General features: G+C 60.0%; 19 protein-coding genes and 7 pseudogenes. 7 read left to right on the top strand and 19 right to left on the bottom strand.

Translation table 11 applies throughout. The annotated features are described in order from the left end of the window. Nucleotides 1-94, bottom strand: a pseudogene (locus ABIB80_RS38350) (methyl-accepting chemotaxis protein); the annotation flags it as partial. A 566-nt stretch (nucleotides 95-660) separates the two neighbouring features. Between ABIB80_RS38350 and ABIB80_RS38345 the strand changes: the two are divergent. Next, entirely contained in the window at nucleotides 661-1,350 is a 690-nt protein-coding gene (locus tag ABIB80_RS38345) for a methyltransferase (protein WP_354129538.1), read from the top strand. A gap of 38 nt (nucleotides 1,351-1,388) precedes the next feature. Here the strand turns inward: ABIB80_RS38345 and ABIB80_RS38340 are convergent, their stop codons facing one another. From ABIB80_RS38340 to ABIB80_RS38325, 4 genes are all read right to left on the bottom strand, one after another. After that, nucleotides 1,389-1,667, bottom strand: a complete 279-nt coding sequence (locus tag ABIB80_RS38340; RefSeq protein ID WP_354129537.1) for an HU family DNA-binding protein — start codon at nucleotides 1,665-1,667, stop codon at nucleotides 1,389-1,391. A gap of 812 nt (nucleotides 1,668-2,479) precedes the next feature. Continuing rightward, nucleotides 2,480-3,223 (bottom strand): peptidogalycan biosysnthesis protein, encoded by a 744-nt coding sequence (locus ABIB80_RS38335; protein WP_354129536.1) that lies wholly within the window; start codon nucleotides 3,221-3,223, stop codon nucleotides 2,480-2,482. A gap of 416 nt (nucleotides 3,224-3,639) precedes the next feature. Continuing rightward, entirely contained in the window at nucleotides 3,640-4,413 is a 774-nt protein-coding gene (locus ABIB80_RS38330; protein WP_354129535.1) for a class I SAM-dependent methyltransferase, read from the bottom strand. Nucleotides 4,414-4,686: 273 nt separating this feature from the next. Then, nucleotides 4,687-5,010: a RedY/HapK family protein gene (locus ABIB80_RS38325; protein WP_314961093.1), complete on the bottom strand. Its 324-nt coding sequence runs from the start codon at nucleotides 5,008-5,010 to the stop codon at nucleotides 4,687-4,689. A gap of 1,367 nt (nucleotides 5,011-6,377) precedes the next feature. Here ABIB80_RS38325 and ABIB80_RS38320 point away from each other — a divergent pair. Beyond that, nucleotides 6,378-6,991: pseudogene (locus tag ABIB80_RS38320) on the top strand (glutamine--fructose-6-phosphate transaminase (isomerizing)); the annotation flags it as partial. A gap of 59 nt (nucleotides 6,992-7,050) precedes the next feature. On the opposite strand, the gene ABIB80_RS38315 reads toward ABIB80_RS38320, so the two are convergent. Further along, nucleotides 7,051-7,398: a hypothetical protein gene (locus ABIB80_RS38315; RefSeq protein WP_354129534.1), complete on the bottom strand. Its 348-nt coding sequence runs from the start codon at nucleotides 7,396-7,398 to the stop codon at nucleotides 7,051-7,053. Between ABIB80_RS38315 and ABIB80_RS39550 the strand changes: the two are divergent. After that, nucleotides 7,398-7,577 (top strand): annotated as a pseudogene (locus tag ABIB80_RS39550) (hypothetical protein); the annotation flags it as partial. The gene ABIB80_RS38315 and the pseudogene ABIB80_RS39550 sit on opposite strands and share 1 nt — an antisense overlap. Here ABIB80_RS39550 and ABIB80_RS38310 read toward each other — a convergent pair. Further along, on the bottom strand, nucleotides 7,571-9,964 hold the full coding sequence (locus tag ABIB80_RS38310; RefSeq protein ID WP_354129533.1) for an NEL-type E3 ubiquitin ligase domain-containing protein: 2,394 nt from the start codon (nucleotides 9,962-9,964) through the stop codon (nucleotides 7,571-7,573). The pseudogene ABIB80_RS39550 and the gene ABIB80_RS38310 overlap by 7 nt on opposite strands. Nucleotides 9,965-10,624: 660 nt before the next feature. Between ABIB80_RS38310 and ABIB80_RS38305 the strand changes: the two genes are divergently transcribed. From ABIB80_RS38305 to ABIB80_RS38295, 3 genes are all read left to right on the top strand, one after another. Beyond that, nucleotides 10,625-11,032 carry an ABC transporter substrate-binding protein gene (locus tag ABIB80_RS38305; protein WP_354129539.1) on the top strand — a complete coding sequence of 136 codons (408 nt, stop codon included), beginning with the start codon at nucleotides 10,625-10,627 and terminating at the stop codon, nucleotides 11,030-11,032. Further along, nucleotides 10,992-11,321 (top strand): hypothetical protein, encoded by a 330-nt coding sequence (locus tag ABIB80_RS38300; RefSeq protein ID WP_354129532.1) that lies wholly within the window; start codon nucleotides 10,992-10,994, stop codon nucleotides 11,319-11,321. Before ABIB80_RS38305 ends, ABIB80_RS38300 begins: the two co-directional genes overlap by 41 nt. Nucleotides 11,322-11,419: 98 nt before the next feature. Then, nucleotides 11,420-12,043, top strand: coding sequence for a transposase (locus tag ABIB80_RS38295; RefSeq protein WP_354129531.1), 624 nt, complete (start codon nucleotides 11,420-11,422; stop codon nucleotides 12,041-12,043). 2 nt (nucleotides 12,044-12,045) lie between these two features. On the opposite strand, the pseudogene ABIB80_RS38290 reads toward ABIB80_RS38295, so the two are convergent. Both ABIB80_RS38290 and ABIB80_RS38285 read right to left on the bottom strand, forming a co-directional pair. Further along, nucleotides 12,046-12,302, bottom strand: a pseudogene (locus ABIB80_RS38290) (transposase); the annotation flags it as partial. 66 nt (nucleotides 12,303-12,368) lie between these two features. Further along, nucleotides 12,369-13,331, bottom strand: a complete 963-nt coding sequence (locus ABIB80_RS38285) for a hypothetical protein (protein WP_354129530.1) — start codon at nucleotides 13,329-13,331, stop codon at nucleotides 12,369-12,371. Between the two features lie 2,134 nt (nucleotides 13,332-15,465). Here ABIB80_RS38285 and ABIB80_RS38280 point away from each other — a divergent pair. After that, nucleotides 15,466-15,567 (top strand): annotated as a pseudogene (locus ABIB80_RS38280) (transposase); the annotation flags it as partial. A 192-nt stretch (nucleotides 15,568-15,759) separates the two neighbouring features. Here the strand turns inward: ABIB80_RS38280 and ABIB80_RS38275 are convergent. The 10 genes and pseudogenes from ABIB80_RS38275 to ABIB80_RS38230 form a co-directional block, all read right to left on the bottom strand. Further along, complete coding sequence (locus ABIB80_RS38275) at nucleotides 15,760-17,550, bottom strand: NEL-type E3 ubiquitin ligase domain-containing protein (protein WP_354129529.1); 1,791 nt, start codon at nucleotides 17,548-17,550, stop codon at nucleotides 15,760-15,762. A gap of 370 nt (nucleotides 17,551-17,920) precedes the next feature. Then, nucleotides 17,921-18,121: pseudogene (locus ABIB80_RS38270) on the bottom strand (hypothetical protein); the annotation flags it as partial. 396 nt (nucleotides 18,122-18,517) lie between these two features. Then, nucleotides 18,518-19,120, bottom strand: coding sequence for a plasmid pRiA4b ORF-3 family protein (locus ABIB80_RS38265; protein WP_354237416.1), 603 nt, complete (start codon nucleotides 19,118-19,120; stop codon nucleotides 18,518-18,520). Next, a pseudogene (gene tnpC, locus ABIB80_RS38260) lies at nucleotides 19,117-20,680 on the bottom strand (IS66 family transposase). The gene ABIB80_RS38265 and the pseudogene tnpC overlap by 4 nt, the downstream one beginning before the upstream one ends. Before the next feature lie 51 nt (nucleotides 20,681-20,731). After that, nucleotides 20,732-21,085, bottom strand: coding sequence for an IS66 family insertion sequence element accessory protein TnpB (tnpB, locus tag ABIB80_RS38255; RefSeq protein WP_057754480.1), 354 nt, complete (start codon nucleotides 21,083-21,085; stop codon nucleotides 20,732-20,734). Then, nucleotides 21,079-21,501 carry an IS66-like element accessory protein TnpA gene (gene tnpA, locus ABIB80_RS38250; RefSeq protein WP_354129527.1) on the bottom strand — a complete coding sequence of 141 codons (423 nt, stop codon included), beginning with the start codon at nucleotides 21,499-21,501 and terminating at the stop codon, nucleotides 21,079-21,081. Before tnpA ends, tnpB begins: the two co-directional genes overlap by 7 nt. A 47-nt stretch (nucleotides 21,502-21,548) precedes the next feature. After that, nucleotides 21,549-21,974 carry a hypothetical protein gene (locus ABIB80_RS38245; RefSeq protein WP_354129526.1) on the bottom strand — a complete coding sequence of 142 codons (426 nt, stop codon included), beginning with the start codon at nucleotides 21,972-21,974 and terminating at the stop codon, nucleotides 21,549-21,551. An 87-nt stretch (nucleotides 21,975-22,061) separates the two neighbouring features. Continuing rightward, the gene (locus ABIB80_RS38240; RefSeq protein ID WP_354129525.1) at nucleotides 22,062-22,343 is read right to left on the bottom strand and encodes a hypothetical protein; all 282 of its coding nucleotides are present in this window, start codon (nucleotides 22,341-22,343) and stop codon (nucleotides 22,062-22,064) included. After that, on the bottom strand, nucleotides 22,340-22,789 hold the full coding sequence (locus tag ABIB80_RS38235; protein WP_354129524.1) for a type II toxin-antitoxin system VapC family toxin: 450 nt from the start codon (nucleotides 22,787-22,789) through the stop codon (nucleotides 22,340-22,342). The genes ABIB80_RS38240 and ABIB80_RS38235 overlap by 4 nt, the downstream gene beginning before the upstream one ends. Further along, a complete protein-coding gene (locus tag ABIB80_RS38230) occupies nucleotides 22,786-23,088 on the bottom strand; it encodes a hypothetical protein (protein WP_354129523.1) in 303 nt (100 codons plus the stop codon). Before ABIB80_RS38230 ends, ABIB80_RS38235 begins: the two co-directional genes overlap by 4 nt. Nucleotides 23,089-23,573 lie beyond the last annotated feature (485 nt).

The raw sequence follows: 23,573 nt of genomic DNA, 5'->3' as shown, positions 1-23,573 counted from the left end.
CGTGCGCGGTTTGCGTCGCGAGCGATTTTACTTCCTGGGCGACAACCGCGAAACCTCTGCCGCGATCGCCGGCGCGCGCGGCTTCAATCGTCGCACCGCCACGGCCGTCGCCGTTCTGACCTCTCCCGGCAACCAGGCCGTGTCGGCGCCGGGCGGCGCGGTCCAGACAACCGGCGCCATGGCGCGGAGATCATAGATCATCGGTCGCCAGACCGGCTCGATGAAGTTTAGCCCCGTGATGGAGACCGGGCCCCACACCGCGGGGACCCCATTGCATTCGCGCGCGCGCCTCATCACGGAGATCCCACTTGCAATGCAGCTCGCAATTTCTGCTTTCTGGTTGACTGCCGCGAGGATAGTCGCGAACGTGTACCAAATCGCTTATACGTGTTCGGTTTCTGACACGGGTGGCGACACGCTGGCGCGGCAGAACAGCTCAAGACTTACCGGCAGCCGCTCTTTCAGGAAAATCAGCAGCCGAGCGCGTTTTGAATGCTGATGGCACGGACGTTGCTATTGAGAGGCAACGATAGCTTGTGAAGGACGATGGCATTCAGACACGAAGACATACCATGCTCCCATTCCCATAGACTTCATGCCCTGTACAGAGCACCGAGCGTGCGGCAGCTGCCGAGCCCGCTACAAAATTGGAGAGTTGAAATGACCGCCCCCCTAGCCATATCGGCGCGGCGCCAAACGACCGATGTCGACGCAATGATCGCTGATCTGCGGTCATGCGAACATTCGCACGATGTGGAAGTGTGCGGTATGCGCTTGCACATTCTCCCTGGCGTGCTGTCACCACGCCTAAGTCACGCTCCCGATGTCTTGATATCGAAGTGGCACATCGAATCTGGAGCAATAGTGCTAGATCTGGGATGCGGATCAGGTGTGTTGGGGCTGGCAGCACTCCGCGCTGGAGCAGAACGCCTAGTGGCTCTCGATATCAATCCGCAAGCCGTTCTCACCACAACGCTAAACATCGAGCAGTTAGGTTATTCCGAACGCGCAGAAGCGCGCCACAGTGACATCTATTCTGCGCTGCAGCCTAAGGAAAAATTCGACCTTATTCTTTTTGCTGCCCCGTATTGGAATCGAAAAGCAAAGGACGACCTGGAGCGCTCTTGCTTTGACGAAGATCATAGAGTCATGGCCTCGGCTCTAGGGGGAGCACGTGTCTGGCTCAATGCGAATGGCCGAATGTATGTCGTCTTTTCTGATCAGGGAGACATTGGGCGTGTTGTGAACTTGATTGATGACAGTAAGCTGCGCGTTAGAAATATGCATATTTCCCGACCATCGATTCATGGAGGGCACATCCGGATCATCTGGGAGCTCACGGTTCGGTGAAGCCTACCAACAAGAGCCCCGGCCTTGCGCCCCTCCCTCTAGCCGTTCAGCGCATCCTTGAGGGCCTTGGCCGGGGCGAACGTCAGCTTCTTCGCCGCCGCGATCTTGATCGTCGCGCCAGTCGAGGGATTGCGGCCTTCGCGCTCCGGGGTGTGCTTCACCTTGAACTTGCCGAAGCCCGGCACATTGGTTTCAGCATCGCTCGCCGCTGCATCGGCGATAGACTTGAAGATACCGTCCACAATGGTGTTGGCTTGCGCCTTTGGCAGATTGTACGCCTTGGCGATCTCGTCGGCGATTTCAGCTGCGGTGGTCATGGTGTGACGTTCCTCGGGGATGTCGGTTGCAATCGGCTGCGGGCAGCTTCGGCGCCCTCAGCATAGAGGAGCGCGCATCGCAGCTACTTCAAGACGCGGCTTGGCCGCTTGCGCGAATTATCCCAAAAAAATTCGACTTAGGTCGGCAGCTTTCGCGAATGGGCGCTGCCGCAGGACGGGCAGGAGGTACTCCGTGAACTCCTTGTAGGAGCCGAGGATCGTCCAGTTAGTCAAACTGATGCCGTCGATCCTCGTCTCTCGCCAGCGAAGGCGTTCGTCCGCGATTTGCTCCGGCGTTCCGACGAAGCGGGGCGCTCGGCGACGAGCAGGCCGACCGTCGGTTCGCGCTTGCGGAGCCATTCGATAGGCCAAGCAGAAATTGGCGCAGCAGGCTGCATTATTTCATTGGCCAACCCAAGATGTCCTGACGTGCGTCGGACTACCCCGGCGCGGGGTGGCTATGTCGCAAGTAGTTTGGGTATGCAGATCAGGTTGTAGGCGATCAGATTGAGCAAGAAGTCGGCAGCGCCCCCCGGTCCCGCGGAAGAAGTCGTTCTAGTCCGCAATATCTATCAGGCTTTCGTCCATGAAGGTCGCAGCGCGGGCGAGATTGCGGCCGATCTCAATGAACGGACATCCCAACCGACCTTAGATGCCGTGGACCAGGGGCACGGTCTCATTAGCTTCTGCTCAATGAGAAATATGCCAGGACAACAGAACCAGCGCAGCGTCCCCTACTCCAAGTCCCGCCACCGCGTCGAGGGGCATCGCACCTGAGGTCTCTGCGGGTCTTGGCCCGATCTCGCGGTTACTTAATCCGGAGGATCTTGATGAGCCTCGACCAATTCCCAATCGCGGCTCAGATGGCCGGGGAATTGATCCTGATATTGCCTGAGCACACACCGATTGTGCCGCTCGATCTCAGAGCGGCTGATGTGCTGTTCACTAGCACATTTGACGACGATCGCTTGCGGCTCGATCTTTGCCCCGCGGTTCACCTTCGCGCGCAGCGCAGAGGTAGAAAGCCGCAATGTCTTGAGGCCGCGCGCCGCAGCATAATCGAGAGGCTCATAATAGCACAATACGAAGTATCTGTAATCGTTGAGATCGATATTGTAGTTTGCCCCGAAGTAGCGCAAGTGAAGTGCCGTTCCGAAGCGATAGAAAACGGCCATACCGGTTATCTCGTTGTTTCGTTTGGAAATTGCTACGGCACCAAAATGCGAGACACCTGCCTTCCTCTGCCCGGCGAGGATCCGTTGCATCCAGTCGCCATCATCGGCATTGCCGTACCTAGACCTGTTCTGGGTTATGAAATCAGCGGCTATTAAGTCATCGAGTTCTTCGGCTGGTAGCCATTCGATCTTGCCTCCCGTTCGCCGGAACGCCGAGATTTCAGACTTACTTTGATTACGATCATGCGCGGACGAGCGCGCCATCATCCCGGGGAGCCCTGTGTCCGGCACTTCCAGTGACGCTTCGGCAGAATGCAAAACGACTGCCCCCCCTATGGCCCCAGCAAATTCCACTGCCGCCTGATAGGGCATGTACGGCATTACAAAGCCTGCGTATCGCCGTTCCTGAGCATAGTGTAGAGCGCTGCGTCCTAACGCTGTCAAAGCCTCACGCCTTCGCCTGCCCTGGACGCAGGGAATCTCGTTGTGGGTGTTGCGCCGTCCCCCCAGCCAGAGAAAGGTTTGTTGCCAAGGGCCAGGAATACCCCCCATGCAATCTGGTAGGAAGAACATCCCAGCTGATTGGCTTCCCTCCCAAAGCGTACACGCAGCCACGAGTCCGGCCGACCCGTGGACCGCGAGCACGTCGGTTGTACCGAATGTATGTTCGAGAGCTCCTAGCCATCGGTAGCTGTTGTAGAAATTGTTATCACTGACCAGCGCATCCCAGTCATGCTCGTTTAGGCCGCATAGAGCGTGCGGAACGCCCGACAACTCGGTCCTGAATGGGAGAAACGTCATGGGTTTCGCTCCGCATGTCCACGGGCGAATACACCTTCAATCATGATCGCGTGCGGGCTTTGGAGATATGCAGGCAGCTCTTTGGGGAGCTGTTCTATATGGGAGTATGCTGGAGCACCCAATTCCCTCCATTTCAACGACCGGAACCCGGCTTGGCCTAATGCCCTTTCCAAAGAAGGAGCGGGCCAATGCCATGCGAATACGCCGCCCTGTTCTCCGTTTTTGCAGAACTCGATCCTGATGCGTCGACCTTCTAAATACGGGTTATCAGGATCGTCGACAACGAGCCTGAACCCACAGGCTTCGTAGTGATTTGAGTGTGGGTTGTAAGACGGATGAGTCGATAGCGATACCAAGCGCCCGCCGGGACGCAACAGTCCGGCCATTTCGCCGCACATGCTGTCCAGATCAGTCTTGTTGGCAGCATAGGGAAGCACATAGGATGCAAGTACCACGTCGAATTGGGCTGTCATATTGGCAGAGAGATGGGCGATGAAGGAGAGATCGGACGCCTCTTTCTCTGCCCGACGCCGCGCGTAGTTCAGCATGCCTGGCGCCGGATCATATCCTACAACGCAGCGCGCTCCGCGTTGCTTAAGCATTCGCGAAATTGCCCCCGTGCCGCACCCGAAATCGAGGATTGATAGGCCATCAACGTCGCCGATCGCCTCTAGTACACTCGGCACTTCGATGTATTTTCGAAGGGGCCACTGAGCCATGTTCTCGTGCAGACTTGCAAATTCATCGAATTGAGCAGCATTGTCGGACATGAGAGCGCCGGTTCCTCCATTTGCAATACCCAATCTCGCCGCGAACCCAGCGTGTTGGGGTGACGGGGCAGTTCGGGACTTAATCAGCGGGCAAGGGTCTTGCTGCACATGAATGCCAGACCGCAATCGCCACACAGCCTTCGAAATCTGCCCCCAATAGTGAAGGCACCATGCACTCTAGCTCGCGCGAACTCATGTGGAATTTCCGCTCCGGCGTTCGGGGAATAACCGCCGACCAACGCCACTTTTGCTGTGAGCCGTGACCATCGAGCCTCATGGCTCGATCCGTTTCGACCAGACCGACACCGTCTTGGATCTGTCGAGATACTTCTCGTAGAGTTCCTCAAGCATTTCCTTGCCGACCACAGCCAGCTCAGCTTGATAGGCAGCGCGATCGGTCACCTCAATACGCTCGATATAATCCCACGGTCCGCCTGATATGCCAGAGCCGGTTTCGGTGATGCGGTGCGTGCAATAGCTGACAATAGTCTTCAATTTGCCCGCGACGATATAGTCGACCTCGCGCTCAAAACGCTCATAGTCGGCTCCGCTGACACCCGGCTTCAATGCGGCAAATACAAATCGGACAACAGCCATTTTGGATCCTTCTCGTATCGTGGCGAAGCAAATTCAAGCGGCCAGCTCTGAAGCAAGACCGTAAGCGACGGATCGTCTCAGTGCGCTTCCAGCGCGCTCCTTTAGCGCTGGTCACCTGGGCCGATGGACATCGACCCCGCGAAAACGGGCGCGCAAAACGTGCGGAACGCCTCGTCTCCGAAGGGAAGAACTCGATGGGTTTGCCCCTGATATCGTGAGTGACAAGTGGGCACACGCTCGACGATTATCGATTGCAGCCTTTGAAGCACGGCGCATGTCATGAGCGTCGCTGCCGCTCTCTAGAGGTGATGAGGACCAAGTCCTGCACAGCACGAATGATAGAAGTCCCTTCGACGCACCCGACGGGATTTCAATTGGCGAAATCTCACTCAACCGTGCTGTGTCGATGGCATTTATTTGAATCAATCGAGCAAGCGCCATGTGAAGCTCCGGGCTGGGCTGTCTGCGAGACCGCCATATTCGAAATGGTTTTCCACCGGAAGTTAGCAAACTGCGTGCCACAAACGCCTTATGCGAGCTTGCTTGGAAGCGGACAAAACAACTCCTTCGCGACGCATGGGCGGACTACTTGTGCCGACTTGTCGAATTTCGCACCTTATACGTCGTGATCCAGACAGGGCTGAATATGACAACGCGGTGGCCACGTGGCGGCGACTGCAGCTCTTGAGATCGAGGGGGCAAGATATGGTCCTTGATAGGCTCCTCGAAGTTCGAATTTTCCAGCGCAGTATAAGATGAAAGCGCAAAACGCTTCGCGAAACGCTCCAGGCGCGGCGTACCGCTTGAACGCGTCATACGAAGATGAGGATCGTCTACGTCGAGAGGCGCCTGTAATGACGGCGAAGAGATCGTCGAGCAGCAAGACGGCAGAGCCTGCTCTGGGGTCCAGTCGGCGCGGGTGAGGAAGGGCAAACCGCGTTGGAGGCTCGAGGGCAGCAGAGGTTTTAGGCTTATGACTGGACAGCCTTTGGGGATTTTACTGTGACGTGGCGCTTAGTGCGGATTTCGGCGCGTTCGCGATGCAAACCGTCCTCCTCAGTGCACGGCAAGCACCGGACGATCGGCGGGAAGCCAAGCGCGGTTTCAATTCTTTCCTGCTGGATGCGGAATGATCGACTAGCGTGGCGAGATCCGCCGAAGAGCGTGTCGGGCACCGGATACGCGTCGCATAGCCAAGAGCTCCTTTTCGAAAGCGGAGCATTGTAAAGTCGCTCGCTATTCGCATGCAAATTGCTGCTTTGGGTCACGCAAATAAATGGGAGGCCTCATCGAGCTGGCAACGCCTTTAGCTTGCCGCCTACAATTGGAAAGACATCGTGATTCAATGGTAGCTGCGGGGCATATTAATCTGCAAGTGCGGAATTGTCGGCATTTTGGGACGCCGGCCGGTCTCGAAGCAATTGGTCCTTTCGGCGGCGATGACTCCGGAGGCGTTGCAACGCTGGAAGGTCCTCATCTCCATCGGCGGCGCGCCGCGGGCAAGTTGGAAGCCTAGAGAGCCGATTGCGCGCAGTGCCGCTCTGAGGGCATTCCGGAAATGGGGCTTACCCGCTGGGCCACCCACGGAAAGCCGACTGAGAATAACGCTCATCCGCATGCGACTGACAATGTGACGGTCGTCCATAATGGCATTATTGAAACTTTTCTTGGGCTGCGCGTCGAGCTGCAACAGCAGGGTGCCCAATTCGTTTGAAGGGCTGTTCGCCTCAGGACGCGGTGAAGGCTTCGCTGCCCAGATTGCGCGGCGCGTTCGCGCTGATCTTTCCTTTCAAATATTGATCGGCTTCCGCAATGGCTCACCACTTACGATCGGCCATGGCAACGGCGAAATGTATCTGGCGTCGGATGAGATTGCACTTGCGCCTTTCACGGAGACCATTACCTAGAGGACGGCAACTGGACCGTTCTGACCCGCAAATCCCTCGTAATCTATGGCATGCAAGGCATGGTACCGACGCGAGCAGGTCGAAGGCCTTGGTTTTTGGTCGTTCTGGTGGTGGCTTCTCGCTCATGATCCCATCACCCGGCCGGAGCCTCGACATCGGGCGGTTTCATATAGGCTCGGAAACCGGCCAGATCCTCGTCGCTCGGATTCTCGGCCTCGGGAATGCACCGGATGGTCTCGGCGATGTCGCGACGCGTGACGTAGCTGATGATCGCGCCACCATTGCTCAGTTCATACTTCATCGAGCCGCACCAGCGGTTGGGGCGGGCAAGGCCCGGCGCGAACGCAATGGGTTTCTTGTTGCCCTTCTTGCTCACCTCGTGCTTCGCGAGCGCCACCCGGATGAACTCAAGCGTGGTGAAGCCCGCAGCATCACACTCGATTCCACGTCGCGAAACCTGGTGTAATTTCGTCGGATCCACTTATGCATGGCAAGGCGCTCTCCTTCGATGTCAGTCTGAAGGAGCCGTCATGGCTCGATTACCTCCCCAACATCACGGAGACCGCAGATGTGATCGATACTTACGGCAAGATGCGGCTGATGGACCCGCTGATCATCCACGATGGGGTCGCCAAGGCTCGCAATAGGCCGCTTCACAGCTCAACCGCGTGGTCCCCGAGCACCTGGCGCGTTAGAGCGCCCTTGATCTCGCGGGCGATCTCCTCGCGAATCTGGGCTCCGAACTGCAACTCAGCATCGCTGTTGCCGGTCAGGTCATGATCGGCGAGCCGTTGGTCGAGGCGGCTCTGGAACTCCCCGTCCATCGCCTCGGCGAGCCGGTCCTGCATCTCTGCATGGGCTTCGGGGGCGATCCGGCTCACCACCGTCTCCCAGGGTTGCCAGCGAGTTGCCAGATAGTCGGCGAACCCCGCCGCCTCCTCATTCCGCACCTGTGTCTCGGCTGTGGTGAGGTCGTGCTCAGTAACGTAGGCGACATCAAAGAACCGCATGTCCGGAGCGACGAGCTGCAGGTCAAGCCGCTCACGTAGCTTGACCTGATAGGCGAGATAGACTTCGATCTCGTCGACAAACTGGAGCGAGCCGACCTTCTGACGGGCAATCGGCTCGAGCGCGTCCAGGCGGAACAGGACCCGGGCCTGCTGGATGAGTTCGCCGAGCCGATCGTCATAGGCCCCGTCCTCGACATCGGCGTTCAGGCGTGCGGTCTGCATGCCGTTCCAGGTCAGGGTGATGCGATCCTGGCAGCTCTCGCTCGCCCCGAAGGCCAGCTGAAAATACTGCTGGCGCAATTGCGGCCTAATCGCTGCCTGCCGCAGATCCTCGGCGACGACCTGCTGGAAATGGGGATTGTCATAATTCACGGTCTCCCGCAGCCTGTCGAGGAAGATCGCGTATTCCGAAGCACCCGCCTCGTCGGCGAAGTTCTGCCAGGCGGCGATCGCCTCCGGCTCGGCCTCCATCCAATCCGCTACCACCTCGGCCAGCGGCCGTTCCTGACCCACCGCCGTCCCCCCGCCCATCGAGAAGAAGACCCGCGGGCCGGCATAGCTCAGGGTATTCAGGGCTCCCGCCAAATTCGTCCGCACCTGCTCGGGCAGCGGATTATCCTCCACGTGAACCATGCACTCAGAACCTAGCCGGGTTAGCAGGGTCTCCGGCAGGCTGGTCAGCCGATTGTCGCGTGCCTCGAGCACCTGGAGCTCGGCCGGGAGGGTCTCGGGCAAGCTGGTCAGCCTATTGCCGCTGACGTGGAGTCTCTGGAGCTCAGGTGGGAGGGTCTCGGGCAGGCTGTTCAGGTGGTTCTCGCGCGCGAAGAGCAACTGGAGCTCGGCGGGGAGAGTGTCGGGCAGGCTGGTCAGCCGGTTGCCATCGGCTTCGAGCTCTTGGAGTTCGGGCGGGAGCGTGTCGGGTAGGCTGGTCAGCCTATTGCCGCCGACAGCGAGCAACTGAAGTCCGGTCGGGAGGGCGTTGGGCAGGCTGGTCAGCAGGTTGCCCCGGACATCAAGGTCCTGGAGCCCGGCTGGCAGAGTGTCTGGCAGGCTGGTCAGCCGGCTGTTGAAGACGGCGAGTGTCAAAAGGCCCTCCGGAAGGGTTTCGGGCAAGCTGGTCAGCCGGTTGCGGCCGATGGCGAGTGACTGGAGTCCCGTCGGCAGGGTGTCGGGCAGGCTGGTCAACCGGTTGCCGCTTGCGTCGAGCGTTCGGAGTCGGGACGGGAGGGTGTCAGGCAAGTGCACCAGCTCGTTGTCGCTCACGTTGAGCGACTGGAGCCCCGGCGGAAGGGCGGCGGGCAATGTCGTCAGGCCTAGGTTTAACAGCTCCAGCCCTACATAGCCGTCGCCGACCTCTCCCCAGGCACGCATTCGTCTTACCGCCTCTTGCCGGTTCTCGTCTTCCGTCTGCCCCTCCTCGCCGGCCCAGCTGTCCAAGATCTGGTGAAGCCGCGATTGCCTGAGCACGGAGTCTTCAAGGTCCGTCGGAAGGCGTGCAGGGCCTGAGGCCCGCGTGCCGTACAAGGCTTCGGTCCACTGCGCCGCGGCTGGGGTGAGCCGGCGGCCTCCCCTTAAAGTATTGCCATCGCCCGGCCGGGGCTCTCGGCCGAGGATCGATGCCCCGAGATTTTGCTCCCAAGGAATTTCGGAGGTCGTTGGCCACTCCGGCACTACGTCACCGACCTCCGCCCACGATCGCTCCTCCTGATCGACACTATGCGTCGGCCAATCGGCAGCTGCATCCATGCCGTGCCAACAATCCGTTAGACCGAAATTGCCGGCTGGCAACTGGCCAGCGCGATCCGCCGCCGCAAAAAGCATATGCCGATTGAGCCCTTGTTCAGAGTAGGCGGGCGGATCCGAGAGCCACCGCGAGGTGCCTTGCCCGACACGATCCTCGTCCGGCATTCTCAAAGGATTCGCATTCAGGTGCTGCTGAAACCCCGCTTGGTCCGCCTGCTGCTGTTCTAGCCCGCCGTAATACGTCCACTCGACATCTGGGCCCTCGAATTGGTTGAGATTGTTGAACGGATCCACCCGACTCTCCTTCGACAGATCTGAGTAGCTAACGCCGGACGCGGATAAACACATTCTTGGTAAGATGCTTGGCTTTCGAGAAGCTGACGAGAAATTGGCATCAAATCCGCTCCACGTAAGGGTCGTAGGCAGAACCGCCCAGGCAAAGGTTGTCCGTTTCGATCTTTTGCCCAAACGGTCATCTTTGCAGAAGGGGAAGAAACAGGCTTCTCAATGCCTCGTCGTCGAATCTGTCGCTCTCCTGCTGCTTCCCGCTTCCGAACGACGGCGAGCTCGAGACGTCAGTCTCTTCCTCGAGCTTGGTGAGTCGCGCTCGCCGTCGTCAACGATCTTCTCACCGCGGTCGCGGATATCGGAATACTTCTTGACGAAGTCGACGATTACCCCGCCGGGGTCGTCCTTGATGACCAGCGCGTGCGATGGCAACACGGCAGCCGTCATCAGCAGGCCCGCGAGCAGGAATGATCGGACGTCGATATTCGGGAGGACGCCGAGCGCGTGGAAATTGTCGGCGAGATCCTGGGTCGATGCCGCAGCCGCCTCATCGATCGGTTTGAGCGCGATCGCGGTCGACTCGGACAGACTGGCATCGCGGACAAGCTTCTCGTAGACGGCCTGCTCGGTCCCATTAGGCGGAAAGCCGCCTTGCGATTCGGCCGCATGCTCGAAAATATAGGCTTGTGTCTCTCGGATGATCTTCACGAACTTGGCGAAGAGCCGCTCGCAGGCTATCCGTTGCCGGTCGACGAAGTCGATTTCCTGGTGCAGGCCAATTCCCCGATCAAGACGGCTGCCGACCTGAAGGGCAAGAACATCGCCCACCAGAACGGCACGACCGGGACTTACAGCCTGATCAAATATCTGGAAACCGCAGGTCTCAGATTGTCTGACGTCCAGGCCGTCAGCCTGAGCGGGGCAGACGCGTTCACGGCCTTCGCGCAAGGAAGCATCGACGGCTGGATCCACTGGCAGCCGGCCACAGCGCTGGCGCTGACAAAGCTCGGCCAAGTCCCGCCTGCTGCCCGACGTGAAGACCTACGACTACGCCTTCTACGTCGCGCGCAGTGACGTCGCGGTGAAATATCCGCAGCACGATTGGAACGCGCGCCGGAACGGCGTCTACGACCGCGGTTGCGGTCGCAAACGTAAAATCGACAGAGCCGGCCTTGACTGCCTCCATCACCGGAAGCGATGCCGTGAAGCCCGGTTGCCAGACAATCTTGGTGCCGAGCTCCTGCTCGAGATTGCGGCCACCCACGCCGGCCCGCAGCGAGGCCCAGACGCCAGTGCGGCCGTCTCCGATCACAGCGACGGTCAGTTGCGGCGGCACCGCATCGGCAGCATTCGCGCGCGGTAAGCTACCGCGCCGAGCATCTGTTTGCGCTCGAGCAGGCACTTGCGCTTTACGACGCCTACCACGAGAAGGCATCTGCCTGCGACGCCGGGATCGAAGCCGTGTTGAAGGAACTGATCGTCCATCGCGGTGATGGCCATGGACCCGCGCCGCGGGCCTCGCGGCGTCGGAATCGAACCAATCAGGCGAACACTCTAGCTTTCGACGTCCGCGAGGCGCTGTTCGCGTTGCTCGGAAAGGACATCACCACGATCGACGGCCTCGGTCCTTACCTCTCGCTGAAGCTGATCGCTGAATGTGGCGACGACCTCTCCTCGTGGCCCAGTGCAAAGCATTTTACCGCCTGGCTGGGACTGGCGCTGAGCAACAAGGTCTCCGGCGGCAAAATGCTCTCGTCCCGAACGCGCCGATCCGGCGGCCGAGCGGCGGCACTTGTGCGCCTTGCTGCCGTGACCGTGGGTCGTACAGACACCGCGCTCGGCGCCTTCTATAGACGTCTCTCAGCGCGCATCGGCGAGGCCAAGGCCGTGACCGCCACGGCCCGGAAGATCGCAGTTCTGTTCTACAATGCTGTGCGATACGGAATGGACTATGTCGATCCAGGGGCCTCGTCCTACGAGACGCGGTACCGGACGCGAGTGGTCAACAATTTGCATCGGTGTGCCAAGGCATTCGGCTTTGTTCTCCAGCCCTTGGAGCCGAAAGTCGGTGCTGCCGTTTCTTAGGAATCGTTCTCCAGCGTCAGTTCGTCGATCTTGGCATGGAGCGACTTCACATCGATCGCACGCGTGGCTGGCGCAGCGCTGCCGGGTCCAAAACTCCGGAAGCGCCACCCTCCAGCTGCGCCTTCCATGCCGCAATCTGATTGGGGTGAACGTCAAAGTGCTCGGCCAGCTGAGCTATCGTCCGGTCGCCCTTGACGGCGGCGAGCGCCACCTTCGCCTTGAAGGCCGGTGTGTGGTTCCGGCGTGCTCGTCTGCTCATCGTCGCTCCTGATTCGCAGGCACCAGCGTGCCCGCTGTCAGGCAGAAACTCCACTCGTCGACCTGTTCAAATTTGCGGAAGCGGCTCTCTCAAACCGAGACCACGTTCAGCCGCAGGTGCAATCTTGCTTCTGTCAAACAAAACCACCTCGTACGAGCTTCCATTTTCCGTCTTCACTCCATCCAAGCCATATTTCTGCGCCACGGTAACCCATGCGCCTAGTTCGTCATGTTCCACCTGATCACACCGCTCGTCCATGACCGCTAGTTTGAGGGGCTTTTGCGCCTCGATAACAAAGTACTTTCCAGAACAACCCGCATAGCCGCGTGCCGCGTTCACATCATTTTCTGAGGTCATCCAAATTGCTTCGCCCGTATGCCCGCTTTGCCCCGAACCGCCCCACACGCCATCCCTATTAGCGTGGTTGAACTTTGTCCCCGCAGGAAGTTCTTCCATCTTCTTCCTCTCCCAACCAACTAAGGCTGCCTGACGTATGTCGTCAGCAACCGGCGGACTGAGTTGCAACTCGCTCAGCTGGCCGTTCCTATGGTCCGAAATAAGGGGAGCATGGTTGTCCTCGACATGCAGAATCTGGAGCCCAGGCGGGGGGGTCTCCGGCAGGCTGGTCCCCTGATTGGCGGCAACATCCAGGCGCCGGAGCCCGGGCGGGAGGCTGGGCAGGCGGGTCAACCAATTTAATCCGGCGTAAAGTTCCTGGAGACCGGTCGGAAGGAACTCCGGCAGGTAGGTCAGCTGATCGTTGGAGACGTCTAGGCGCTGGAGCCCCGCCGGGAAGGCGGGGGGCACGACCGTCAGCGATACAAGGTTTAGCTGCGCAGCGGTCGCGGCCATCTCCAAAGTTCTCATTCTTAGTACCGCGTCTAGTCGATTCTCGCTTTGGCTCAGCCCCTCTTCTGCAGCCCAGGCCTCAAGAACCCGGTCCTGCGGCAATCCGCCAGGAGCCGGAGCCTCGCGGTTCATCGAGTCGGGCGTAATGTGATCACCCTGTTGTTGTGACGTGTCAGACATCGCGGAGTCCGCGCCGTGGGTGACTGGTCGATGATTATCGTCACGCAACTCGGACGGTATGATCGGGGGCGACGGCGCAGGTGAAGATGCGCCGGAATACGATGGCTCGGCTTGTCCGGCCTGTTCCCGCGGCGTTGCGTCGATGGGCAATGACTCGGGATCACTGCCGCCCGGACTCGCGCCAGTGCTCCGCGTGGCGTTTTCGGCCTGCCACATCGGTTCGCGCAAATGTGTTCCCACAGCTAACAGTGCTCCAATCCATAATGGCGCACCCAACTCGCGAGGTATGACGTCAGAGATTTCGGCAACGACGAGCGACCGCACGTTGTGTCACTCGATCGGTCGCGTCAATGAAATTGAGCGATGACGGCGGCTGCCCCTCAGCAGAGGCCCTCTCGGCAAAACGATCGCGCCAAATTGCCGCGGGCCTATCGGGCTGAGCAAGACGAGCCGATGCAGAAACAAAGGCGACGTCGAGGGCCTCAAAGACAGTGGAGATGGCTGGCCAACAGCGACCGAAGTCCCTTCCTTGGTCGACATCACGCAATGATTGTTGTGTCATGAATTCAAGAAGTATTGCGAGGAGCTGGCTCCCGCAGCTCGCGGGGTCAGCAGGGCATCGTGCGAGACAAACCGGAAGGCTTCAGCCACGAGGTTTGCGGCTCCAGGGCCGTAGGCATACCGCTGTGTTGCCGTTGGACAGAACCGCGGCTCGGTAGGGATCGATCTTGTGGGGTGATGAGCTTCCAATCTGCCCAAAAGCGACTATGCTACTGTGCGCTGCGACGCAGAACGTCGCAAGCGCCGCTGTCACGCTGGGCAAGAGACGCGTCAGCTGGCTTGCCGGCACGTTCGGAGTTCCCGCCATCGAGAGGGCGAACAGATTGTGTCGGCCGCTCACCGCGAAACCCTCTGCAATAGGCCTCCTGATTGCCTCTCGCGCGCCAGGTGTGGAGGGCCCGCTCTTGCACCTGCGACCAGTCCATCTGACCGCGGCATGTACCGCCATCGATGTATCGCAGACCTCCTGTCGATGTTGCGGTTCGCCAGAACGCACACGCACCGCTTCCTGAGCGAGGCGACCAGCAAAGGTCTCCATCGCGCACAGCGTTCCGTTCGCGAACAATAGCGCCGGCGGTCCAGCTCCGCCAGCGGGAGCGGCCGCCAGAGAGCCGTTGATGTTCGGCCTGCGCGTCCGCGTCAGATCGCTGCGCTGCGCCGTCCTGGGGCGGCTCTACCTGCACCCCAGCATCATCTGGTGCGGAACACGCGTCTTCTGACGACTACGTACCGGCACTGACAATTTCGTGCACCATCGACATCTCTTCAGATGTGCCTTCGTACGCTCGTCGTTGGTCATCAGTCAGCGTAGGCGGCCCGCTGGGGTTATCTCGTTCCTAGACGCGCACAGGTGTTGGATCGCCTGCGCACTGGGGCGGACTCCCGACCGCCGCTGCGTGGTTCACCACATTCGAAATGCTTGTCATCGCGCCCCCTTCACCCGTCCCGCCAGGTGCTGGCCTGCAGTGCCAACGCATTAAGCAATGGCGCGAACGTTGGCGGGCCGATCTGCGCAAACTCGAACTTCAGGCCTAAGACTAGATGTTGACTCGAGGGATTGACGAAGAACAGCAGCGCTCGCCACGATCGTCCCCCGTCGAACGCCAATCGCAACAAGCGATCGGCGACGGGGATGGATAGAAAAGGCAGGAAATGGGTTCGTTCAACAAGTATTCAGCTGTCGTAGTGAGTCAGCGTAGAGCAGCGAAAAAGTACTTGCTGCATAGCAGGCTGCTGACCGCCCCTGATGACAGACTCGTCGTAGAGACATGTGCGACCGTGAATTTGCCCAGGCTTTGAAAGACTATCGGCAGACTTCTTGAGTGCGAATCGGTCATGACACCGCTCGCGGCGCGTTCAATCGATCCCGCAATACGTTGCGCGCGCGAAGGCACTGAAGATCGTCTATTTTTCATTGTTTAGCGGCGGAGTTCTTCGTTCATTCGCCGCCGGTGACGCGTCGTCCCCGACTGCCGAGATTTCCGTGCAAATCGACGAACTCCCGTTAGTCTTGAATGGGATCAATATCCCTGGCTCGCGAACCTTCTCGAGCGTTCACGCCAAGTCCTCCAGCGTCCACTGCGTCGTGCCGGGCGGCGGCCTCTCGCCCGATAGCGCGCGCTGGATCGCCAGCCGACCAAACTTCTTCCTGGCCGCCAAACCGCTCGCCCGGCTAACATTTACCATCCCGGCGCGTACGGCGCTTGCGCGCTCGATAATGGAAGAGTTGAGTTTCGGGCTCTTGCAGACCTTCGCTATCAACGTAATTCATTGCTCTTCTATCTGATTGCTTCCCCGAGAAACAGCGACGGTGCCATTCGCCATCGGTCCGAATGAAGGACCGCGTTGTGAAGCAGCAGACGCCGCTTCACAGACCAAGGCCGCGTTTGTTGAGCACCGTGTCCCTCAGAGCACCCTTGATCTCGCGAGCGATGCCCTTGCTGACCTGGGGACCGAACTCCCGCTCGGCATCCGCAACGACATCGGCTTCAGCGCCGATCAGTCCGGCTTCAACGAGTTTTTGCTTCAGTCGGCCCGGGAACTCCTCCTCCAAGGCATCGGCGAGCTGTTTCTCCATCGTGGCATGGTGTTCGGGTTCAATGCGGAGCACCACATCGTCCCAAGGTTTCCAGTCCGTCGCCAAATAATCGGCGAACCCCGTCGCCTCCTTGCTCCGCACAGACGTCTCAGCCCTGTTAATGTCATCCTCGGTGACGTAAGAGACGTTGAAGTAGTTCATGTCCGGGGCGATGTGCTGCAGCCCCAGCCGCTCGCGCAGCTTGGCCTGATAGGCAAGGTAGACCTCGATTTCGTCGACGTCGTCGATGGTGTCGTCCGTGAGGAGCGATTGGACCTTCTCGCGCGCGATCCCCCCCAGTGCGTCCAAGCGGAACATGACACGGCCTAGATCAACGAGGGCCGCGACCCCCTCGTTATTGTCATAGAGCCCGCTCTCGACGTTGGCGAGCAGGCCTGCTGTTTGCATGCCGTTCCAGGTCAAAGTTCTGCGATCCTCGCAGCTCTCGTTGGCGTCAAGAGCAAGCTGGAAGTACTGCGCGCGCAATTGCGGGTTGGCCGCCGCCTGCCGCAGATCATTGGCCACCGCCTGCTGGAATCCTTCGTTCCCAGAGTTCACGGTAGCCCGCAGCCCGTTGAGGAAGTCTGCGTATTCCTGTGCGCCGGGTTCTTCCGCAAAGCTCTGCCACTTGGCCACCACCTCCGGATCGCCCTCCTTCGGATCCCGGTTGAGCCAGTCCGCTACCGTCTCTGGAAGAAACTGCGCAGCGGAGTCTTCCTCCGACTGACCTTCCGTTTCGGACAATTCACTTCCTTCGTTGGGCAGAAACAAGACCCTCGGGCCGGCATACCCATCGGTACTTTGGATTGTGTCCAGGTTCGTCAGCACCTGCTCGGGCAGCGGATTGCCAGACAGAATTATCTCGGCATCAGCACCCAACTGCGTCAGCAAGCCCGTGGGTAGGCTGGTTAGCTGGTTTTGGCTAAGGTCTAGCCCTGCGAGCACGGCCGGGAGGGTCTCGGGCAGACGCGTCAACAGGTTCTCACTAACGTCAAGTATTTGGAGCCTGGCCGGGAGGGTCTCGGGCAGGCTCGTCAATTGGTTGTGGCCGACGTTGAGGCCCTCGAGCGCGGCCGGGAGGGTGTCAGGCAGGCTGGTGAGCCGATTGTGGTACACGTCCAGCAAGGCGAGCTCGGCCGGAAGCGCGGGCAAGCTGGCCAGCTGATTCCCCATAACATTGAGCGAAACGAGCGCGTCAGGGAGAGTCTCGGGCAGACTGGTCAGCCGGTTGAAGGACGCGTCGAGCAAGTAGAGCCCGGCCGGAAGTGGAGGCAGGCTGGTGAGGCGCAACATTCGAAGATCCAGCTCGCCCTGATTCCAAGCATTGACTCGCCTTACAGCCTCTTGCCGATCCTCGCGCGGGTTCCGCCCCTCTTCGGCAGCCCATTCCTCCAGCATCTGGTCGTGCCCCCCCTCCGCAGGAGCAGAATCCCCGAGGGATGCCGGATCGTCGGCGGCGAGCACCGCGTGGGTCAAGACTCCAACCCACTGCGCCTCCTCACCTTCCCGTCCCTCGCGTTCGGAAGATTCGGGAGTGCTGCCGTCACCGCGCTGAACCTGCCCTGCGTCGAAGGGATCCATTTCCTACTCCATGTCGGACTGAGCAAATCAAGGCGACCTCTCTCAGCCCAATCGAATGGTTGCAGCAACTAAGACATTCAGCTTTCGACAAGCTGACGAGCGTTGAACTATGTTGAGAGAACAGTCAGAGTGCCTTGCGGCATTCTCAGTCGTCGAAGCGACACGGAACAGATCTCCTGGGGTAAACTCAGCCGCCTTCCGCGCGCTGTCGCCGAATCTATGCTTCGCATCCTTGAAGGATATGGACTTCGCGGTACGTTGCCCGCTTGTCCGATGCTTGCGCCTTGTATTCGGTTTTTGTCCATCGACTCACGCGTTTGCTCGATGCTACCTTCAGACACCGCCGCGCAGCGGTAGCCCTTGCACTTTGCTAGTGACCTTGCCCCAAGTTTTGTCCAATTCTGGGTTCGGTCCGGCTGTTCGGTTTGCCCGGTTGGGCAGGGATAGAGACGGGAGCTGGCGCGGAGCTCTCGGCATAACGCAGCGCCAGATCCCGGCGCGGATGGCAGGGGAAGGCGAACTCCGACGGCGTCCTCCATCCGAGCTGCGAGTGTGGTCGTGCGTCGTTGTACAACGAAGTTTGAGAACGCCCACAGGACCGTTCTTCGCGAGGTTCTTTATCGATATCATCCTTGGTTCGGTTGCCGAGTTTGCGTTCATGGGGCCGTCGACAAGGCTGGCGATGTCGCCTTCCGCTGCACGAGGTTCGTCATCGAACTGATGGCTCATGACCTCCTGCTCCAGCGCGTTCAGCATGTTATCGACGAGGCAAAGCTGGCTCGCCTGCATGGCTAGGCGCTCGGTCCATTTCACGAGCTGCCGCGTCGGTAAGCATGAAGGTTGGGCAAGCGGGATTGCCGCAGCCGCAAGGCCGAATTTCGCCAGAGGAAAGTAGCGCCTTGAACCGGCGTCGGAGCTGATCCAGTGTAAGCGCAGCTCTGCGGCCCTTTTGAATGGCGTTTGACGTCTATTTTGTTCGCGTAGCGCGTCGCCGCGGTTTCCATGTGTCGGACAACGCGTTTACGGCGGCCTCGAGGGCATTCCGGTCGATCACGTTGGGATCGAACCGCTCCGGACCCCAGCGGCGCATATGTTCGTGCTCCGGATGAGCAGGGTCGCTGATGGCGTCGAGGTATTCGGCATAGCCTGGCGCACCGCCGACGTCTTCCGGAGGGCAACGACCGGCGGCCTCGAGCAGGAAGGGCATGCCCTCCGTCGTGGTGTTGTCGAACCATTTTTCGAGCTTGATCACATGGTCCCAGCTGTCGCCGAAGTCATAGAGATAGTGGATGGTCTTGGCGCCGGTCTCTCGAACGATATCGCAAAGCCGCGCTTTACGAGCATCCATGGGCTGGTGGCCGTAATCATTGTCGGGGTCGGGAATCCCCCAATGTGCCTCACCAGCGAAGAACTCGAAGAGGTGGCTGTTCGTCCAGCCAAACGCCTCCTGAAGCGTCAAATGCAGCCGGTCTAGGCGCAGGGTGACGGGTACGACAAGGCGACGCACGACCTCCGGTTTTACGTCCTTGAGGGTCACCTTGATCCGGACCGCGGTCCTGTTCAGGCTCATGCCGCCAGCCTCGGAACGTGTGCATGCATCGTGTAGATCGATGCCCAAGGGAGCAGTTCGTCCAGTCGCGCCGCAGGCCAACCATTGACGAGCTTCGCGAGAACATCAGCGAGCCAGTGCTCGGCACTGACGCCATTGAGCTTACAGGTCTCGATCAACGAAGCGAGAACTGCCCAATTCTCGGCGCCCTCGTCGCAACCGGCAAACAGGGAGTTTTTGGCGTTGAGCTTGATCGGCCGCATCGCACGCTCGACAGCATTCGTGTCCATCTCGATGCGCCCGTCATCAAGATAGAGCGTCAAACCGTCCCAATGACGCAGCGCGTAGCGCAGGGCCTTCGCCGTGTCGCTCTTCTGTGCAAGGTGATCAAGCTTGGCCTCAAACCACTGCTTCAAGGCTGTAGCCAGAGATCGGGCATGCGCCTGCCTGCCAGCACGGCGCTCGGCATCCGATCGGCCGCGGAGCGCTTTCTCGACCGCGTAAAGCTGGGCGATGCGCTCAAGAGCCTCGCGCAACCGGAGCTGGCGCCGGAGCGGCCTCGCGCTCGATCTTCACAAACTGGCGCCTCAGATGCGACCAGCAGAAGGCGAGCGTCCCGGACAAGGCGTCCGCACGCGTCTCTCGGGTCATGGTCTTGTAGGCCTGATAGCCGTCGCAATGGATGATGCCGCGATAGCCTTCGAGCAGCCTCAAGCCATGGACGGCCCCACGGCCCGGTGCATAAGCGTAAACCACGCCAGGTGGGTCAGGTCCGGCCCAAGGCCTGTCATCGCGTGACAGCGCCCAGAAGTAGCCGGTTTTGGTCCTGCCGCGCCCCGGATCTAACACCGGTGCGGGAGTCTCATCGACACAGAGCTTCGAGGAGGCGAGCAGAAGCTGGCGCAGACGATGCCACAAGGGCTTCAATTCCTGGGCGGCATAGCCGACCCAGAAGGCGAGCGTGGAACGGTCCAGCGCTATTCCGTGCGTCGCCAGCATCTGCGCCTGGCGGTAAAGCGGCAAATGCCAATGATACTTGGCGTCGATCACATGCGAGACCAGCCGCTCAGTGGGCAATCCACTTCTGATCAGTCGCTCGGGAGCGGCGTGCTGGAGGACGACGCCCTGACAGGCGCGGCAGGCCAGCTTGGGTCGGCGGGTGACGATAACGCGATACTGCGCCGGTACGACGTCCAGCCTCTGGCTCTCATCGTGACCAATCTCAAAGAGGTCGCCCTCACAAGACGGGCAACAAGTCTCCGCTGGCATCAGGGTTTCGACGATGCGCGGCAAATGCTCCGGCAACTGACCACGGTTGGCCCTGCGCGCGGCCGTCCTCTTCTCGCAAACTCTGGGATTGGCGCGATCCTCGGCCGCTTCGAGGGCTGCGACGGCCTGATCGATATCCTCCAGAACAAGGTGAAGCTGATCAGCGTCAAGCTTTTCCGAGGACCGACCGAACCGCGCATCTTTTGCAAGCTTGAGCAACCGCTCGAGCCTGGCGCAGCGATCCAGCAGAGCCGCGGCAAAGACGCGCAACTCGGCTGGATCGCTCGGCAGCTCATCAGGCAAATCGCTCATTAGCCCGAGTTTGCCATGCTTTGCGCGCCGATGCAGCGAAGATTTTATGTCCTACGCAAGCGCTTTCGGCTGCGGGATTCGAGGCGCGTGCATGCGCGTCCAATCCATGCCGGCCAGAAGCGCCGACAGCTGGGCGGCATTCATCCGCATCACGCCGGCCACGATGGGAGGCCATTTGAAGCCGCTGCCATCGAGCCGCTTCCAGTACATCACAAGGCCGCTGCCATCCCAGACGACGATCTTCACCCGGTCAGCGCGCTTCGCACGGAAGACCACGGCCACGCCCTTCATCGGATCATGGCCCAGCGTCTCCTTCGCCAACAGCGCCAAGCCCTCCGCACCTTTTCTGAAGTCCACAGGTTGCGTCGCTACGTAAATCGTAAGGCTCGCAGGCGGCGTCAGCATGAACGTGTCCGTCGAAGCGCTAAGAACACATCACTCAACACAGCAAGGCCAGGCGCCCCCCGCACCTCCACGCGTGCTCCCTGGAGCTCAACCGTCACAATGGCTGCTTCCGGCGACCCGGTAGGCTCTGCGGCCGCCGGTAACGCCGATTCCGACACTACCGGCACGAACGACAGCGTATCCGCCGAAGCCGGCAGCACCAACTGGCCCAAACGCGCCCGGCGCCGCCAGTCATGCACCTGCTGGGGCCGGCAGCCATGGCGACGTGCGACATCTGTTACGATCGCGCCCGGCTCGAGACTGTCCGCGACAATCTGCGCCTTCAAATCATCTGGCCACTGTTTCCGGCCGCTGCCGGCGTACACTTCTATGCGCGACGACAACGGTCGTCTTATGTCGTCCGAATGGTCGTCCATTGTGAGCACCCTTCCAGAAGATGACTCTTCTAACGGCGCTCACAGGTCTACGCACAAACAATCTGATGGGCCTCGCAGCCCCGCTTACGATCCAGTTCACGGACCGTTAGTTCCACGGCGCTGCGGATGCCGGCATCGCGGATGTGGTGAAGCGAAGGAAGTCGGTGGATTTCGGCACGCTCTCGCGTTCGCCATATCCCCGTGCTGAGCACCCGGATTGTGTCGTCGATGGCCTGTTGGAATGCGTGGAGATTGCTCTCTTGTTGAAACGGCGTTCGAAACGCCGGTCGATCGAAGGCGCGGACGAACATCGACAGGGCCTGTTCGTCATCGACGTCCTGAAACTTATCGACGAAATTGCGCAGCTCGACCTCGCTATCAGGAAAGGGGACGCCCTCGACTAGGCGCCGTAGGAGGAATTCGGCTCGAAGCCGCAGATGCTCCTCGAACTCCGCGCCGGACCAGATCACCACTTTTGGGACGCCCAGTTTCGCGGCTGCCGAGCGAACCTCGTCGCGACGCTGGGCCGAGATACAGCTGCGGCATACAACTTGAAAGCGTCAGGTTTGCCCGTCACGGCGTTGACCGCTGCCGTCATCCTTCTCAGCCTTCGCTTGGGTCAGGCTGCCTCGATTGACGCATTGAATCACTGTGCGCTCGTCCGGTTGGTCGTCGAACGGACGTGTACCGATGATGTCGCGCCCTTGGTCGCTTCCCGTCTGGCCGAACCAAGCAAGTTCAGTCCAGCCGTCGCAAAGGTGGTAGGCGAACACAAGGCGCTCGAACTCGCTGCCGCCGAAATCCTCGAAATGAATCGGCCGGACCGTCCGAGCTATCGTCACCTGCCTGCCTGCTGGCTTCCAAAGCTACGGAGCGGGTTGATGATCTGGACGCCCTCGAAGTCCTTTTCATTGTCGGTCACGACGACGCAGTCGTTAGCTTCGGCTACGGCGGCAATGATTGTGTCTAGGGCGCTTCGCGAACGGCCTTTGGCTTTGCCGTTGGCCATCAGCCGCGCCCAGACCAGGCCAGCTTTCTCGTCGAACGATAGGACGCGGCCGGCGAACAGCGCTTGCGGGCCTTCGGGGCCGGCGAACCAAGTTTCAAGGCTGCTACGCTTCTTGCCTTTCGGCTTCTCCAAGATACCTCGACAGATTTCGGCGACGGTAAGCGAAGCAATGAAGAGGTCGTTGTCCTTCTGCGCGCCCATCCAAGCCAGCAGCGAGCCCGCCGGCTCCGACTTTATGACGTTGCTGATGATATTTGTATCAAGGAGATAGCGGGTCACAGATCGACCTTACGCCCCTCTTCTCGCGGCCGGCTGAGGTCGGGATCCGCACCAACCAGAGGTGAGCGACGTAAAGCGGCGAGAATGCCGCCCGCTTTCGGAGGCTCGCCCGCCACTGCCTGCTGTATGGTGCGGCGAAGCTGCCCGGCTTCCGGACCTTCCTCCGTCAATTTCCGGGCAAGGGATCGGAGTAGATCGCGGTCGGCGTCGAGCGCCTGGATCTCGAACCGCGCGATGCCGCGCTCAGTCAGACGAGACCGATAATTCTCGAGGGCTCTCTTCTGCGCACTGTTGCTCATTGCCTGCCTCCGTGCTATATCCAGATATATAGCCACGTTTTCCTTGGAGTGCAAGGCTGGTGGAATCGTTATCGTTGCCGGCAAATGAAGACGGCCTCTCCAAGGTGCTGGGAGTGCCACCGTAGCAAGACGTCCCCCTTTCAAGGGAGGCGATCACAAAAATATTATTGCTACGACGACGGTCCACCCGTGCCCCGCCGCTACGCTGCGACCCTCCAGCATCCGCTCCGTTTCCATTCAAGCCATCGAATTACAAGATCTTTCTATCTTGCCAACGCGCTAAGCCGAGAGAATCGCGCAAGCTCGAGCCGTCGTACTCCGTGCGGAACAGGCCGCGACGTTGCAGCTCGGCACAAGTGCGCATGGCAGCGGCAGAGGCTCCACCTATCGAGTCGTCCGTGAAGAGCGGCTAAGCGATTGAGCTAGGATCGCATTTGACTTTGTGGACTGTTTTTGGAATGCAGGATTTTGATGCTTGGGGCATC

This window comes from Bradyrhizobium sp. i1.15.2 (assembly GCF_040548425.1).
GTDB classification, from domain to species: Bacteria; Pseudomonadota; Alphaproteobacteria; order Rhizobiales; family Xanthobacteraceae; genus Bradyrhizobium; species Bradyrhizobium canariense.
Note: the sequence above shows the minus strand (reverse complement) of the source record. Positions and strands in the feature narration are given on the sequence as shown.

Coding starts and splice junctions, on each gene's coding strand:
- ABIB80_RS38340 (WP_354129537.1), bottom strand. CDS start 1,667: ATGACCACCGCAGCTGAAATCGCCGACGAGATCGCCAAGGCGTACAAT.
- ABIB80_RS38305 (WP_354129539.1), top strand. CDS start 10,625: ATGCTCGAAAATATAGGCTTGTGTCTCTCGGATGATCTTCACGAACTT.
- ABIB80_RS38330 (WP_354129535.1), bottom strand. CDS start 4,413: ATGTCCGACAATGCTGCTCAATTCGATGAATTTGCAAGTCTGCACGAG.
- ABIB80_RS38230 (WP_354129523.1), bottom strand. CDS start 23,088: ATGAGCAACAGTGCGCAGAAGAGAGCCCTCGAGAATTATCGGTCTCGT.
- ABIB80_RS38345 (WP_354129538.1), top strand. CDS start 661: ATGACCGCCCCCCTAGCCATATCGGCGCGGCGCCAAACGACCGATGTC.
- ABIB80_RS38325 (WP_314961093.1), bottom strand. CDS start 5,010: ATGGCTGTTGTCCGATTTGTATTTGCCGCATTGAAGCCGGGTGTCAGC.
- tnpB (WP_057754480.1), bottom strand. CDS start 21,085: ATGCTGACGCCGCCTGCGAGCCTTACGATTTACGTAGCGACGCAACCT.
- ABIB80_RS38275 (WP_354129529.1), bottom strand. CDS start 17,550: ATGGATCCCTTCGACGCAGGGCAGGTTCAGCGCGGTGACGGCAGCACT.
- ABIB80_RS38265 (WP_354237416.1), bottom strand. CDS start 19,120: ATGAGCCTGAACAGGACCGCGGTCCGGATCAAGGTGACCCTCAAGGAC.
- ABIB80_RS38285 (WP_354129530.1), bottom strand. CDS start 13,331: ATGTCTGACACGTCACAACAACAGGGTGATCACATTACGCCCGACTCG.
- tnpA (WP_354129527.1), bottom strand. CDS start 21,501: ATGGACGACCATTCGGACGACATAAGACGACCGTTGTCGTCGCGCATA.
- ABIB80_RS38335 (WP_354129536.1), bottom strand. CDS start 3,223: ATGCCGTACATGCCCTATCAGGCGGCAGTGGAATTTGCTGGGGCCATA.